The organism is Terriglobales bacterium, from assembly GCA_035937135.1.
In the GTDB taxonomy this organism is placed as follows: domain Bacteria; phylum Acidobacteriota; class Terriglobia; order Terriglobales; family Acidobacteriaceae; genus DASYVL01.
Genome location: DASYVL010000165.1, coordinates 1 through 13,061, shown reverse-complemented (window position 1 = coordinate 13,061; position 13,061 = coordinate 1). Strand labels below are relative to the sequence as shown.

The window sequence follows — 13,061 nt, the reverse complement described above, 5'->3', positions numbered from 1 at the left end:
GGGGCGCGAGGCTACTTCGAGACCGCCGCAAACAGGTCGGACTTCAGCAGCGCCTGGAAGCGTTGCTCGTCCGAGTTGAAGTGGAGCTTCAGCTTGTTGCTGTCGGACTCGACCGTAAGGTTCTCGAGCGCCATCTTTTCTGCCCCGGTGGCATTCAGCTTTTTCACCATCATGCCCGCCTGGAAGAGCGAAGAGAGGGTGGCGGCGGTGAAGGAATCCGAGGTGAGGACGTCGAGGTTGAAGTCGCAACCGCGGGAGAAGTCCACGGTATAGCGCGAGCCTACGAGGCGCTTCCTCAAGCTCTCAGAATCGGCCAGCTGCGAACTCTGTCCCAGGGCGGAGCGCACCATGTTGCGCGTGCCTTCCGCATCCAGCACGCTCCAGATGGCGCCCTCCTCCACCCCGGACATCAGGTCGGAGATCTGGGCGTTGGCGTTCAGGCTTTGGATCTCGCCCTGGCGCGCCTCGAGTGCCAGCTTCACCGCCGCGGGCTCGCCGAACAGCAGCGAGGAATCGTCTAGAAAGGTCATGACCATCCCGCCCTCCATGGGATACAGCACTCCCAGGCGGTCCTTCCGCGGGCGGATCCCCTTCATCCGCAGCCGGCGCACCATGGCCTCGCGCGTGAACGACCCTTGGGCGATGCCCACCGTCTGCAGGCCCTGCCCCTTGCTGCGGAAGGAGGCGAAGGTCAGCTGCTCCACTTCCCTCTCCGGAACGATGCCCGCCTGACGCAGCGCCGCCTCGAACTGCCGCAGCCGGGGCGAAATCATCCGCTCCTTGAGCGCCCGCGCGCTCGCCGAATCGTTGAACGCCCGGTAGTCCACTACGATGATCTGCTGCACTTCGGAGGGAATGGCCGAGCGCGTGTTCGTGCCCAGGGCCGCGGCGGCGGCGGGGATCGAAGCACACAAGAGGCAAAAGAGGAGAGAAAGGAGTCTGGGTCTCACGGAGTCCATTATAGAGATGCCCAGGAGCGGAGGGCAGTTGTCTTCTTGCGGATGTCGGCGGCAAAGCTCTCGTCCTTCAGCGAATCCAGGTTGATCTCCACGTTGGCCAGCGCGCCCTCCACCGCGGCCCGCGCCAGCGCCCGGGCCACCGTCAGGTCGGAGGCCATGTTGGGATTGGTGACGGGAGCCAGCGATTCCACGATCCGGCCCACTTCCCTGGCCCGCTCGGCCACGCCCAGCGGCACGCGCGTCGCGCCCTTCAGCGCATCCGCCACCAGGCCGTCGCCGCCCGCCGCCGTCTTCGCCTGCTTGTAGGCCTTGGCGACCGCGTCGTAAGCGGCCGCGTCGTCGTCAATCGCGGCCTTGAGCTCCTCGCGCAGCTTCGCCAGCTGCGCGATGGCTTCGCTCAACTCGCGTTCGTACTGCTGGTAGGCCTTCTTCCCCCGCGACATCGACGCCACCATGTGCCCCAGCGCCGCGGCCATGGCTCCGGCTGCGGCCGCCGCGCATCCTCCGCCGGGGGTAGCGGTAGGCGCTGCCAGTTGCTCCACGAAGGGCTCCACGCCCGCCCGGATCCCGCCTCTCGCCATCTTCCCTCCCATCACCGCCGCCAGGCGGTTCTCCAGGATCAGCGAGGAGTCGAAGTTCTCCACCTGCAGGAACCACCCGGCTACGTCTTCCAGCGCCTTCTTGGGGATCAGTCCCACGATCTCGCTGCTGAGGGGAGTGGCGCCGTAGCGGGCCGCCTCGCGCTTCACCGCCTCGAAGACGCGCGCGATGGGCGTTTGCTCGAAGTCCGTGAGGTTCATCGAAACCTGCGCCAGGTTGCGCACCAGGAAGCCCGATCCCTTCACGTAGGGCAGGCCGCCGGAGGAGGCGCGCACCGTCTTCGCGACCTTTTTCGCTACCTGAACGTCGCCGGTGTTCAGGAAAATGTTATAGGCGATGAGGAACTTGCGCGCTCCCACCACCGTGGCACCCGCCGTGGGATGCACGCGCGCCTCGCCGAGATCCGGCCGGCGCGCGGGATTGGTGGCAATCTCGTCCCGCAGGCCCTCGAACTGTCCGCGGCGGATGTTCTCCAGATTCTGCCGCTCCGGGATGGCGGCAGCGGCTTCGTAGAGATACACGGGAATCTGATACCGCTTCCAGATCTCCTCGCCCACCTTGCGCGCGATGGCCACGCAATCCTCGATGGTCACGCCCTCGATGGGAATGAAGGGAACCACGTCGGTGGCACCCATGCGGGGATGCGCTCCCTGGTGTTGGGTTAGGTCGATGAGTTCGGCGGCCTTGCCCACGCCGCGGATGGCGGCCTCGGCAATGGCCTCGCGCGTGCCCACTAGCGTGATGACCGAGCGGTTGTGGTCGGCGTCTGATTCGCGGTCGAGCAGGTAGACGCCCTCCACCTGCATGGCGGCGACGATGGCATCCACCTTCGACTTGTCGCGCCCCTCGGAAAAGTTCGGGACGCACTCCACCAGCGTGGACATAGACCAGAAGAATATCGGTCAGAGGCGGGAGGCCGCAAATGGCAAGCCGGGTTCCCCGTTCGCCGCGGCTACCGGAACCAGTTGTACCCCACGGTGAACTGGATGGTGTTGATGCCCGGATTGGGAGTGGTCAGGCCGGCGTTCGAGATGTGGATGTACTTCCCGGTCAAGGCGACCGCCCGTTTCTCCCGGGTGAAGATGTGCATGCCGAAACCGGCCTGGGGCGTGAAGTTGACGGTCGAGGTCCCCGCCGGCACGTTGGATGAGGTGAACAGCAGGCCGGCGCCCATTTCTACGAAAGGCGCGATTTTTCTGCCGTGGGTGAAGTTCCACTTGAACAGCGCCGGGTTGAAGCCGGCGCCATAGACGGCCTTGTTCTGGAAGACCACGTAGGCGGGGATGACGTCGCCCGCCCACTCCAGGTTGCCGCGCAACCAGCCGCTGCCGTGCTCCTGGGTCAGGACCCGTCCGAAGCGCACCCCGGCGTTCCATACGCGGGTGTTGGAGGTGCTGCCGGTCAGCGCCGTGCCTCCACCCGTCCACACTCCGATGTCCCAGGTGCCTTTCTTGAGGGAGGCGGCGGGCAGGTTCTGGCTTGCGCTGGTCTGGGCTGCGGCACCGGCGGCGCACAGCAACAGCAACAGACTGGCGGCAAACCTCATCAGGAACTCCTGGCTCGACTGTAGCAACCCTTCCCCTGGTGCCGGGAGAAAAACGTGGAGGGGTATCAACTTAGATAGCGGAGCGCAATACCGGAAAGAAAAACGCGGCCCCTGGCCGCGTGCGGAAAGCCTGGCGCACCGCTAGCTCGCCACTGCCTCGAGCTGCTTCTGATCAATATCGAAGTTGGAATAAACGTGCTGCACGTCGTCGTGCTCTTCCAGCGCCTCCACCAGCCGGATCATCTGCGCCGCCGCCGCCCCTTCCAGCTTTATGTAGTTCTGCGGCACCATGGAGATCTCCGACAGCGTCGGCTGGATCCCGGCCTTCTTCACCGCCTCCAGCACCGACTCATAGTGCTGGGGATCGGTCAAAATCTCCCAGTTCTCGCCGTCGTCACGCAGGTCCTCGCCCCCGGCCTCGAGCACGATGTTCATCAGGTCGTCTTCCTTGGCCGCCGGCTTGGGCACCACGATGTCGCCCTTCTTGTGGAACATCCAGGCCACCGAGCCGGCCTCGCCCAGGTTTCCGCCGTTCTTGGCGAAGGCGTGCCGGATCTCGCTCACCGTGCGGTTGCGGTTGTCGGTCGAGACCTCCACCAGCAGCGCCACTCCGCCCGGGCCGTAGCCCTCGAAAATAGACTCCTCATAAGTAGCGCCGGGAAGCTCTCCCGTGCCCCGCTGGATAGCGCGCTTGATGTTGTCCGCCGGCATGTTCTCGGCCTTGGCCGCGGTCACCGCGGTGCGCAGGCGCGCGTTCGTGTCCGGATCGCCGCCGGACTTGGCGGCCATGGCGATCTCCCGGATCAGCCGGGTGAACACCTTGCCCCGGCGGGCATCCGCCGCCCCTTTTTTGTGCTTGATGGTGGCCCACTTGGAATGGCCGGACATCTTGACCTCGAACGCAGGATTCGCTAACGGAACCGCTGACAGTAGACTCGTTCTGGAGAGGAACGAACCGAGAGTATAGCACGCCCCTCTTGCGCTCTTCTACGCGGTACCATGGGCTTTTGTGGCGGAAATGTCGAGGGCCGGTAAACCCAGCCGCCGCAAATCCGTCTATTCAAGACAAGCGGACAGGAGCATGGCGGAGACCACAGCGACGTCGTTCGTGGCTACATCCCGGGTCGCCGAAGGACTGGCGGAGGCGGAGTTCGACCAGCTCATGCGCCTGCACCAGCGGCGCGTCTATCGCCTGCTGCTGGGGATGCTGCGCGACCCGGAGGCTGCCGACACGCTCACCCAGGAGTGCTTCCTGCGCGCCTGGCGCAAGCGCTCGAGCTTCCGCGGCGAGGCCGCCGTCGGCACCTGGCTGGTGCGCATCGCCGTGAACCTGGCCCGCGACCACGCACGCAACCGCCGCCTGGCCTTTTGGCGCCGGCTCTTCTCCGCTCCGGCGGACAACGACGACACCCGCACCCAGGCCGAGCAGCTTCCCAGCCTGCGCGCCGGCCCGGAGCAGGCCTTGCTGGCCCGGCAGGAGCTGGACGCTGTCTGGAACGTGGTAGAGGCGCTGCCGCAGCAGCAGAAGGCGGTCTTTCTGCTGAGGTTTGTGGAAGAGATGTCGCTCGACGAGATCGCCGAGGCGCTCGACCTGCGGGTGGGCAGCGTGAAGTCGCATCTGTTCCGTGCGCTGAGCACGGTGAAAACCCGGGTCGGGAGATAACGAGGAAACCATGCAAGCTCATCTGAGCGAGAAACAAATCTTCGAATCGCTGCTCGAGACCAGGAACGCCTCAGCGCTCGAGCACCTGGCCGCCTGCTCCGCATGCTCCGGAGAGCTCGAGCGTCTGCGCCGGGCGACTGGGGCGCTCCACGACTTCGCCCGCACTCAGGGGGATCGGCCCGAGGACTTCTGGACCCGGCAGCGCAGCTCCGCCGCGTCCCGTATCTCCGGGCGCGACGCGAGCGCGCTCACTTGGGCGGCGGCGGTTGCCGCAGCCATCCTGGCGACGATGCTTCTGCAGGAACCGCGCCCCGCCCCGCCCGCCATGCCCGCGACCGATCCCGACCAGGCGCTGCTGGTCTCGGTGGAGCGGGCGGTCAACCGCCAGGTCCCGCAGGCACTCGCGCCGGCGGCCCTGCTCACCCAGGAGATCAGCCGCAATGTGAAACCAACCGGCCCCGCCCGTCAATCCAAAGGAGAATCACGATGAGAAAATCGCTTTTCGCTTTCCTTGCAATCCTGTTGCTCTGCCCCATGTTGACGTTCGGGCAGGGCCCGACCCCACCGCCTCAGCAGCCGGGCGTCGCGCTGCGCGCCCCCATGCCCCCGCCCGAGTTGGGAAAGTGGTGGAAGAACTCCGACATCGTGGCCCAGTTGCAGCTGAGCGATGCCCAGATCAAGCAGATCGAGGATACCTTCCTCGACTACCGGCTCAAGCTGATCGACCTGCACGCCGAGGTCGAGCGCCAGGAAGCCCGCCTGCAGCCGCTGATCGAGGCCGACCAGCCCGACGAAGTCAAAGTCAGCGCCCAGATCGACCTGGTGATCGCTGCGCGTGGCAAGCTGGAAAAGGCCAACACCATGATGATGCTTGCCATCCGCAGGGTGCTGAACGTGGAGCAGTGGAAGAAGCTGCAGGTCATCCAGCAGGAGCGCGATCGGATGCGCTTCCACGGACGCGGCGGACCGGAGGGCCCGCGCTCGCCGCATCCGCCGCAGGCGCCTACCCCCGACGCCAGTGAATGACACCAAGACGCCGGACTTGCGCGCGATGCTAAACTGATTTGTGGCGAGAGTCACAGAAGGCAGGCAGCGATGAAGTTCGGCGTCATCGTCTTTCCCGGCTCCAACTGCGACCACGACGCGTACTACTCCCTGGGCGCCGTAGCCGGCCAGCAGGTCACCTACCTCTGGCACGAATCGGCGGACCTCGAGAACTGCGACGCCGTCATCCTCCCCGGCGGCTTCGCCTTCGGCGATTACCTGCGCACCGGCGCCATCGCCCGTTTTTCCCCGGTAATGGACTCCGTCACCCGCTTCGCCCGGTCGGGCGGACTGGTGCTGGGCATCTGCAACGGCTTCCAGATCCTCTGTGAAGCCGGGTTGCTCCCCGGCGCCCTCATGCGCAACGCCGGACTCAAATACATCTGCCGGGCGGTGCACGTGCGCGTGGAAACCACCGACACTCCCTTCACCAACGCCTGCCGCAAGGGAGAAGTCCTGCAGATCCCCATCGGACACATGGAGGGTAACTACTTCTGCGAGGCGGAGACCCTCGAGCTTCTGCTGCGCGACAACCGCGTGCTCTTCCGCTACTGCGATCCCCAGGGAAGGACCACCACCGAGGCCAATCCCAACGGCTCGCTCGACAACATCGCTGGAATCTGCAACGAAGGGCGCAATGTCTGCGGCATGATGCCCCACCCCGACCGGTCGAGTGAGATCCAACTCGGCTCCGCCGACGGGCTGAAGGTCTTCCAGTCGTTGCTGGGCGCACTGGCGGGAAGCCAAAAGTAAAAAGGGATAGGTCGAAAAGACCTACCCCTGTGCCGTGGGCCTTGCCTCTGAATCGGGACTTGTGCGGCTCCCGCGCCTCTGAGTCTTACGCCGCGGTCGCCTTCGAATGCCGCTGGAACTCCTCGAAACGCTTGTTCACCGTCTCCCAGTTCACGACGTTCCACCATGCCTTGAGGTAGTCGGGACGCCGGTTCTGATACTTGAGGTAGTAGGCGTGCTCCCACACGTCGTTGCCCAGGATGGGGAACAGTCCCTCCATCAACGGGCTGTCCTGGTTCGCGGTGGACTGGATCTCGATCTTCCCGCTCTTGTTGCCCACCAGCCATACCCAGCCGCTGCCGAAGCGTTTCGTCCCGGCGTCGTTGAATTTCTCCTGGAACTGGTCGAAGGCGCCGAACGCGTCCCGGATCGCGTCGGCTACTTTCCCCTTCGCCGGGCCGCCCGCCTTGGGCGCCATGATGGTCCAGAACATCGAGTGGTTGGCATGGCCGCCGCCGTTGTTCCGCACCGCCGTGCGGATGTCCTCCGGCACGGTGTTGATGTGGTGCAGCAGCTCCTCGGCCGTCTTGTTCTGCAGGCCGGGGTGCTTCTCCAACGCGGCATTCAGGTTCTTGACGTAGGCCGCGTGGTGCTTGTCGTGGTGGGTCTCCATCGTCAGTGCGTCGATGTGCGGTTCCAGCGCCGAAAAGGCATACGGCAGGTCGGGCAGTATATGCGCCATGAATCTCCTTCTCCTGGTTCAGTCAATGTTCAGTCAAGTAATTATATCGTGTAACGGGCAGGTTGGCAGTTGCGGGACGGGAGCCACCGCTTTCGCATTGCATTATTTCCATCGGTCCTAACTTTTTACCTTTTACTTTTTCCTTTTTACTTTCCTGCTCCCACAAACGCTTCCTTGTTCACCACGTACGGCATCTTGGTGACGTCTCCGTCGTAGTTCCCCTCCAGCACATCGATCAGCCCCTGGGCACAGCGGCCGGCCATTCCCAGGTTGGGGTCGGTGGAAAGACGGGTGATGGTGGCGCCGGAGGCGAAGTGATGGAAGAGCCGGCAGCGGTCGGCGATGTCCGGGTCCCGCAGAGGTGAATCCGGCGGCAGCGGTTCTTTCTCGAAGACGTCCAGTGCCGCGCCCGCGATCCAGTTCTCGCGCAGCGCGCGGGCCACGGCGGCCTCCTCTACTACCGGGCCGCGCGAGGTGTTCACCAGGTAGGCCGTGGGCTTCATCTTGCGCAGCGTCTTTTCGTTGAACAGATGATAGGTAGGCGTATCGCTCTCGCCCTCGCGCAGCAGCGGCACGTGCACGCTCACGTAGTCGGCGCCCGCCAGGGCCTCGTCAAAGCTAACGTACTTGATCCAGGTCTTCTGCTTCTGCAGGCCCCGGGCATGGCGCAGGTCCATCAACTCCTGGATCCCCTGGATGAACTGGAGGTTCTGGTACGCCGGGTCATAGCACAGGATGTTCATGTCGAAGCCGGTGCACTTCTTAATGACCGCCAGACCGATGCGCCCGGTGCCAATGATGGCGATGGTCTTACCCGTGATCTCATCCCCCAAGAACGGGAGGAAGGGATGCCACGAGCCCCACTGGTTCTCCCGCACCAGGCGCTCGCTGGGGACCATCTTGCGCGCCAGCACGCCCAGCATGAGGAAGGCAAACTCCGCCGTGGCCTCGGTGAGCACGTCGGCGGTGTGGGTGAAGGGGATCTTGTAGCGGTTGGCGTCGGCGCGGTTGATGTTGTCAAAGCCCACGGCGATCTGCGCCACCACCTTCAGCCGCCCCTTCCCTGCCTCGAAGACCTCGGCGTCGATGGGATCGCGCAGCGTGGTGATCAGCCCGTCGATGCCGGCCGCGGTCTTTTCGATGATCAGCTTCTTCGCGGGCGCCTCCGGACCGGGATAGATCTCCAGCTCGTAGCCGCGCTCGCGCAGCAGGCTCTCGGCAGCCTCGCCGATGTGGCAGCTGGCAAACACGCGAAATGATTTCTTGTTGGCCATGTCCTTAGCGTGTTGCGTTCGTCAGAGGTTCTTCTTCGTCCACTCGTCGATGCGGCTGAGCGCCTTCTCCAGGTTCTCGATGGAGTTGGCCACGCTGAAGCGCAGGTAGCCTTCGCCGTAGTCGCCGAAGGCGGTGCCGGAAAGTCCGGCCACTCCCGCGTCGTCCAGCAGCGCGTCGGCCAGCTTTTTCGACTTCCATCCTGTGCCGGTGATGTTGGGGAAGGTGTAGAAAGCGCCCTTGGGCAGGCGGCAGGAGAATCCTTTGATCTTGTTCAGCCCGGCGACCATCAGGTCGCGGCGGCGCTTGAACTCCGCGCACATTTTCTCCACCGAACTCTGGTCGCCGCGCAGCGCCTCGATGCCCGCCACCTGGGTGAAGCTGGCGGTGCAGGAGTTGGAGTTGGTCATCAGCCGCGCCACGTGCGTGGCCAGGTCGGCGCGCATCACCCCGTAGCCCATGCGCCACCCGGTCATGGCGTAGGTCTTGGAGAAGCCGTCGAGCAGCACCGTGCGGTCGTGCCAGCCCTCGAGCGAAAGGATGGAGAAATGCGCGCCCTCGAAGATCAGCCGGCTGTAGATCTCGTCCGAGAGCACCATGATGTCACGGTCGCCGATGGCCTGAGCGATCTCCCGCACGTCGCGCTCCGTCAGGATGCCGCCGGTGGGGTTGTGCGGCGAGTTCAGGATGATGAGCTTGGTGCGGTCCGTGATCAGCTTCTTCAGTTCGTTCACGTCCAGGCGGAAATCCATCTCCTCGCGCAGCCGGATGGGCACCGCCTTCGCCCCTAGGAAGTTGACCATGGACTCGTAGATGGGGAAGCCGGGGTTCGGGTAGATGACCTCGTCCCCTTCCTCAATTAGCGCCAGTATCAGGAAGAAAATAATGGGCTTGCCGCCCGGGACGACCACCACCTCTTCGGGCGCGACTTTGACCCCGCGGGTGCGCGCAACCTCGTCCGCGATGGCCTGGCGCAAATGCGGCAGGCCGGCCGAAGGGCCGTAGTGGGTCCATCCTTTATGTAGGGCGTCACTGCCCGCCTCGATGATGTTGGCCGGGGTGTCGAAGTCGGGCTCGCCGATCTCCAGGTGGACAATGTCCCGCCCCTTGGCCTCCAGCGCCCGTGCTTTTACCAGGACCTCGAAGGCGGTCTCCGTCCCCAGGCGGGCCATGCGCTTGGCCAGTCGCAGCGCGGGTTGGGTGGTCTGGGGCATCCGGGTGAAATTGGGAATTATAGCGCGCCCATGCGCCTGTTGCCCTACTCCGCCAGCGTGGATTCCTGGCTCTTGTCGGCGCGCAGGATGCGCTCCACCACATAGGGAGCGCGATGCGCGGGCTCGTGGAAGTGGCGCACCTGCATCTCCCCCAGCAGGCCCAGCGCCACCAGCTGCACGCCCGCCAGGATGAGCACCGCCGCGAAGAACATCAGCGGCCCGTGCTCGGTCATGACGTGAGTGTGGTAGCGGAGCTTCAGCCACATCAGCCAGATTGCGATCCCCAGGCCTCCCAGCAGGGCGGTCATGCCGAAGCTGCCGAAGAAGTGCAGCGGCCTCGCCAGGTAGCCCAGCAGGAAGCGGATGGTGATGAGGTCGAAGAACACGGGCACCACGCGCGCGATGCCGTAGTGCGAGCGGCCGCCCTCGCGGTCACTGTTGCGGATCTCGACCTCGCAGATGGAAGCGCCCACGCCCGCGGCCAGCGCCGGGATAAAGCGGTGCAGCTCGCCGTAAAGCGGGACTTCGCGGATCAGCTCGCGCCGGTAGGCCTTGAAGGTGGCTCCGAAGTCGTGCAAGTCCACGCCGCTCAGCCGCGCCATCAGCCAGTTGGCGATGCGCGAGGGGACGCGCCGCAACAACAGGTTGCCCGCCCGCCGCCGCCATCCGCTCACGATGTCGTGGCCCTCGGCTATCTTCTCCAGGAACAGAGGGACGTCAGCGGGATCGTCCTGCAAGTCGCCATCCATGGCGATGATGTACTCGCCTTTCGCGTGGTCGAAGCCTGCCACCAGCGCCGGCGTCTGCCCGAAGTTCCGCCGCAGCTTGATGACCGTCACCCGGCTGTCCACCTTGGCGATCTCTTCCAGTTGGTGGAAGGTGAGGTCGTTCGAGCCGTCGTCCACGAACACCAGCTCAAAGCTCTCGCCGGTGTGCTCCATCACCGTCTTCAGGCGGTCGTAGAGCAGCGTCACGCTCTCTTCCTCGTTGTGGAAGGGGACAACGATGGAGTATTTCAGCATCGAAGTGGATTATACAATCGCCGCCCTTCCCTGCCCGTAGTAAGCTTCCGCATGGAACCGAGTACGGCAACCCGGGAGGCACTCATGAAACGCACTCAAGTTGTGATTTTGGCCGCTGACTGTTCTGTTCGCCGCGGTCGCGGCGGCGCAGCAGGACGGCAAGGGGGACAAGGGGAAAGACAAGGTCGAGGGCTACGTCCTCGACTCCTCCTGCGCCTACACTAAGCAGCTCGACAAGCCCATCAGCGCCGCCTGCGCCCGCTCCTGCGCCAAAGGCGGCTCGCCCCTGGTGATCTTGACCGCCGACGGGACCATCTACTGGCCCATCTCCGGCGGCATCCCCGCAGCCGGCCAGAACCAGAAGTTGCTGCCGTTTGCGGGAGAGAAGGTGACGGTCAGCGGCAAGGTCTTCCAGCGCGCCGGCTCCAAGGCCATCGTCATCGAGAAGATCGAGCGCGTAGCCTCGAGCAAGACCCCAGCGGCCCATTGAAGCTTCTTCACTGTGGGGGATCCGGAGGCTTCGGCGGAGAGAGAGGGTGTTGTGGAGTATCAGCAACCAGCGCGGTACAAGATTTGAGAGGAGGGTACATGAAGCAGAACCTATTCACCGGATTCCTCGTCTTGTGGCTCGCTCTGCTAACATTCGCCATCCTCAAAGAAAAACCGCCGGCCATCGTCACCGTGCCAGCTCCAACCCCCGTTTCGTCGCAGTCTGGCCCGGCTGTTGGGCGGTATGAGGTTGTGAAACTTGCGCCAAATGTCTGGCGGTTCGACACCACGAGTGGCGACCTGTGCCTGCTTCTTGCCAGCGCCTCAGAGACAAAACGCCTCGGCGAGGTCGTGGTGCTCTGTCCAAGCACGCCGGAGGAAACGGAGCGCCTGAGGCGCGTGCTCATCATTGGTCAGTTCAACAAGCTGCCGAAGGAACAGCGAACTCCCGAAATGTATCAGAAGATGCTGCGGGAGAACCGATGACCTCGGGGCACGCCGCTCACCTGTAGTCCCCTTAGGATGACTGGAGGCCCCGGGCGGAGTCGAACCGCCGACAAGCAGTTTAGGAAACTGCTGCTCTATCCATCTGAGCTACGGGGCCAGCATTCGCAATTATCGCATGTAGCTTGAACGTTCGTGACGCAGGCCGCTCGTTACGGCTTCGCCCCACTTAGCAGTTTGCGGGAGATACTCTTGCTGACCTCCCAGAGCACGCCTGAGTCGCCCGGTTGCACGACGATCTTGTGCGAAAGCTCTTTGTACGGGTGGATGTAGTTTCGATAATCGCGGAGTACCACACCCACCTGCTTTACCGTTTGGGAAATCCATTTGAGTTCGTGCGCGACATCAATGAAGTGCCTAAGAGTCCAGGCCTGTAATGGGAGTGTCTTCTTCGTCTTGGTGTCCTTGGGTGCAGCAACCGCCTTGAACACGGCCGCTTGGTCGGGCTCGCGCTGAATCCGGGCTAGCAATAGTGCTTCCAGCAGGCCCCCCATCATTACGATCGCCGCGAGGTCAGCATTCGCCCCAATGCAGCGCGTACATTCCTGCCAGCGATTCACGAGGATTCTGTGCATCGCGGGGTCGCCAATTAGCGGCGTGAAATCGCGCTACGTCGGATGTCGCGACGGGAGGAGCGGTCGGCTTAGTCATCACGCTAGACCGCAACGCAACGTGTAACTTTCTGAGCGCACTAATCTCGTCCAGAACGGCTTTCCTTGTGGCAGCGCCAGCGCTTGCCTTCAGAAGCCGTTTGTATCGTGCATCAGCAGGGTCTATCTCATCTGGTCCAGCGACGACCAGAATGCGCTCTCGGTAACCCCGGAACCAAGTCAAGGCAAATGTCGTCAAAAGCGACCGTTCATCTTCCGAGCGAATCCTGAGGGAATCGCTCTTGGACAGGGTCGCCTTCAACCGAGCGCAATCGAGAAGCACTGCTTCCAGAGCTTCGTCTGCAACCGCGAGGCTCATGTTTATTTCTTGGCTTTCTTCTTTGACTTTCGGTGCCGCTTCGATGGGGCCTTGGCTGTTTCGCCAGATAGAGTCATGGCTACAAGGTTTTCGCCTACCGAACTAATGGTGTATTGCCCGCGTTCAGTCTTGTTGAGCAGTCCTACGCCCTGTGCGTTACTGAGGGTCTTTGCCGGGTCGCCCATGCGTCGCCAACCGGCAAGTCGGCAAGCGTCAAGTAAGTCTTGCGCGCCTATCGACTGCTTTCGCTCCAGCTCTGGCGCTTCGAAGCGATAGTAGTACGCGGCCGCTGCAGCAAACTGGTT

General features: G+C 63.7%; 16 protein-coding genes and 1 tRNA gene. 6 read left to right on the top strand and 11 right to left on the bottom strand.

The window, feature by feature from the left end:
- Positions 1 to 11: 11 nt before the first annotated feature.
- The 4 genes from VGQ94_09560 to VGQ94_09545 form a co-directional block, all read right to left on the bottom strand.
- Positions 12 to 914, bottom strand: a complete 903-nt coding sequence (locus VGQ94_09560; GenBank protein ID HEV2022764.1) for a hypothetical protein — start codon at positions 912 to 914, stop codon at positions 12 to 14.
- Between the two features lie 44 nt (positions 915 to 958).
- Entirely contained in the window at positions 959 to 2,443 is a 1,485-nt protein-coding gene (ftcD, locus tag VGQ94_09555; protein ID HEV2022763.1) for a glutamate formimidoyltransferase, read from the bottom strand.
- Between the two features lie 68 nt (positions 2,444 to 2,511).
- Positions 2,512 to 3,105 carry an acyloxyacyl hydrolase gene (locus tag VGQ94_09550; protein HEV2022762.1) on the bottom strand — a complete coding sequence of 198 codons (594 nt, stop codon included), beginning with the start codon at positions 3,103 to 3,105 and terminating at the stop codon, positions 2,512 to 2,514.
- A gap of 141 nt (positions 3,106 to 3,246) precedes the next feature.
- The gene (locus VGQ94_09545; protein HEV2022761.1) at positions 3,247 to 3,993 is read right to left on the bottom strand and encodes a YebC/PmpR family DNA-binding transcriptional regulator; all 747 of its coding nucleotides are present in this window, start codon (positions 3,991 to 3,993) and stop codon (positions 3,247 to 3,249) included.
- A 193-nt stretch (positions 3,994 to 4,186) separates the two neighbouring features.
- On the opposite strand from VGQ94_09545, the gene VGQ94_09540 reads away from it, so the two are divergent.
- From VGQ94_09540 to purQ, 4 genes are all read left to right on the top strand, one after another.
- Complete coding sequence (locus tag VGQ94_09540) at positions 4,187 to 4,768, top strand: sigma-70 family RNA polymerase sigma factor (GenBank protein HEV2022760.1); 582 nt, start codon at positions 4,187 to 4,189, stop codon at positions 4,766 to 4,768.
- Between the two features lie 10 nt (positions 4,769 to 4,778).
- Positions 4,779 to 5,258 (top strand): hypothetical protein, encoded by a 480-nt coding sequence (locus VGQ94_09535; GenBank protein HEV2022759.1) that lies wholly within the window; start codon positions 4,779 to 4,781, stop codon positions 5,256 to 5,258.
- Positions 5,255 to 5,794 (top strand): Spy/CpxP family protein refolding chaperone, encoded by a 540-nt coding sequence (locus tag VGQ94_09530; GenBank protein ID HEV2022758.1) that lies wholly within the window; start codon positions 5,255 to 5,257, stop codon positions 5,792 to 5,794. The genes VGQ94_09535 and VGQ94_09530 overlap by 4 nt, the downstream gene beginning before the upstream one ends.
- Before the next feature lie 69 nt (positions 5,795 to 5,863).
- Positions 5,864 to 6,565 (top strand): phosphoribosylformylglycinamidine synthase subunit PurQ, encoded by a 702-nt coding sequence (gene purQ, locus VGQ94_09525; protein ID HEV2022757.1) that lies wholly within the window; start codon positions 5,864 to 5,866, stop codon positions 6,563 to 6,565.
- An 85-nt stretch (positions 6,566 to 6,650) separates the two neighbouring features.
- On the opposite strand, the gene VGQ94_09520 is transcribed toward purQ, so the two are convergent.
- The 4 genes from VGQ94_09520 to VGQ94_09505 all read right to left on the bottom strand — a co-directional run bounded on the left by VGQ94_09520 (position 6,651) and on the right by VGQ94_09505 (position 10,794).
- A complete protein-coding gene (locus VGQ94_09520) occupies positions 6,651 to 7,286 on the bottom strand; it encodes a superoxide dismutase (GenBank protein HEV2022756.1) in 636 nt (211 codons plus the stop codon).
- Between the two features lie 146 nt (positions 7,287 to 7,432).
- Complete coding sequence (locus VGQ94_09515) at positions 7,433 to 8,560, bottom strand: D-glycerate dehydrogenase (protein ID HEV2022755.1); 1,128 nt, start codon at positions 8,558 to 8,560, stop codon at positions 7,433 to 7,435.
- A 21-nt stretch (positions 8,561 to 8,581) separates the two neighbouring features.
- Positions 8,582 to 9,772, bottom strand: a complete 1,191-nt coding sequence (locus tag VGQ94_09510; GenBank protein ID HEV2022754.1) for a pyridoxal phosphate-dependent aminotransferase — start codon at positions 9,770 to 9,772, stop codon at positions 8,582 to 8,584.
- A 44-nt stretch (positions 9,773 to 9,816) separates the two neighbouring features.
- Positions 9,817 to 10,794 (bottom strand): glycosyltransferase family 2 protein, encoded by a 978-nt coding sequence (locus VGQ94_09505; protein HEV2022753.1) that lies wholly within the window; start codon positions 10,792 to 10,794, stop codon positions 9,817 to 9,819.
- 289 nt (positions 10,795 to 11,083) lie between these two features.
- Here VGQ94_09505 and VGQ94_09500 point away from each other — a divergent pair, with 289 nt between their 5' ends.
- Together VGQ94_09500 and VGQ94_09495 are read left to right on the top strand one after the other, a co-directional pair.
- Entirely contained in the window at positions 11,084 to 11,284 is a 201-nt protein-coding gene (locus VGQ94_09500; protein HEV2022752.1) for a hypothetical protein, read from the top strand.
- Positions 11,285 to 11,382: 98 nt separating this feature from the next.
- Positions 11,383 to 11,769 carry a hypothetical protein gene (locus VGQ94_09495; protein HEV2022751.1) on the top strand — a complete coding sequence of 129 codons (387 nt, stop codon included), beginning with the start codon at positions 11,383 to 11,385 and terminating at the stop codon, positions 11,767 to 11,769.
- A gap of 41 nt (positions 11,770 to 11,810) precedes the next feature.
- Here VGQ94_09495 and VGQ94_09490 read toward each other — a convergent pair.
- From VGQ94_09490 to VGQ94_09480, 3 genes are all read right to left on the bottom strand, one after another.
- Positions 11,811 to 11,887 (bottom strand) — tRNA-Arg (locus tag VGQ94_09490).
- A gap of 52 nt (positions 11,888 to 11,939) precedes the next feature.
- Positions 11,940 to 12,362 (bottom strand): hypothetical protein, encoded by a 423-nt coding sequence (locus VGQ94_09485; GenBank protein HEV2022750.1) that lies wholly within the window; start codon positions 12,360 to 12,362, stop codon positions 11,940 to 11,942.
- Between the two features lie 396 nt (positions 12,363 to 12,758).
- Positions 12,759 to 13,061, bottom strand: a 303-nt coding sequence (locus VGQ94_09480; GenBank protein ID HEV2022749.1) for a hypothetical protein, incomplete at its 5' end; no start/stop codon positions are given.

Coding starts and splice junctions, on each gene's coding strand:
- VGQ94_09520 (HEV2022756.1), bottom strand. CDS start 7,286: ATGGCGCATATACTGCCCGACCTGCCGTATGCCTTTTCGGCGCTGGAA.
- purQ (HEV2022757.1), top strand. CDS start 5,864: ATGAAGTTCGGCGTCATCGTCTTTCCCGGCTCCAACTGCGACCACGAC.
- VGQ94_09515 (HEV2022755.1), bottom strand. CDS start 8,560: ATGGCCAACAAGAAATCATTTCGCGTGTTTGCCAGCTGCCACATCGGC.
- VGQ94_09550 (HEV2022762.1), bottom strand. CDS start 3,105: ATGAGGTTTGCCGCCAGTCTGTTGCTGTTGCTGTGCGCCGCCGGTGCC.
- VGQ94_09530 (HEV2022758.1), top strand. CDS start 5,255: ATGAGAAAATCGCTTTTCGCTTTCCTTGCAATCCTGTTGCTCTGCCCC.
- VGQ94_09505 (HEV2022753.1), bottom strand. CDS start 10,794: ATGCTGAAATACTCCATCGTTGTCCCCTTCCACAACGAGGAAGAGAGC.
- VGQ94_09535 (HEV2022759.1), top strand. CDS start 4,779: ATGCAAGCTCATCTGAGCGAGAAACAAATCTTCGAATCGCTGCTCGAG.
- ftcD (HEV2022763.1), bottom strand. CDS start 2,443: ATGTCCACGCTGGTGGAGTGCGTCCCGAACTTTTCCGAGGGGCGCGAC.
- VGQ94_09510 (HEV2022754.1), bottom strand. CDS start 9,772: ATGCCCCAGACCACCCAACCCGCGCTGCGACTGGCCAAGCGCATGGCC.
- VGQ94_09495 (HEV2022751.1), top strand. CDS start 11,383: ATGAAGCAGAACCTATTCACCGGATTCCTCGTCTTGTGGCTCGCTCTG.
- VGQ94_09540 (HEV2022760.1), top strand. CDS start 4,187: ATGGCGGAGACCACAGCGACGTCGTTCGTGGCTACATCCCGGGTCGCC.
- VGQ94_09485 (HEV2022750.1), bottom strand. CDS start 12,362: ATGCACAGAATCCTCGTGAATCGCTGGCAGGAATGTACGCGCTGCATT.
- VGQ94_09545 (HEV2022761.1), bottom strand. CDS start 3,993: ATGTCCGGCCATTCCAAGTGGGCCACCATCAAGCACAAAAAAGGGGCG.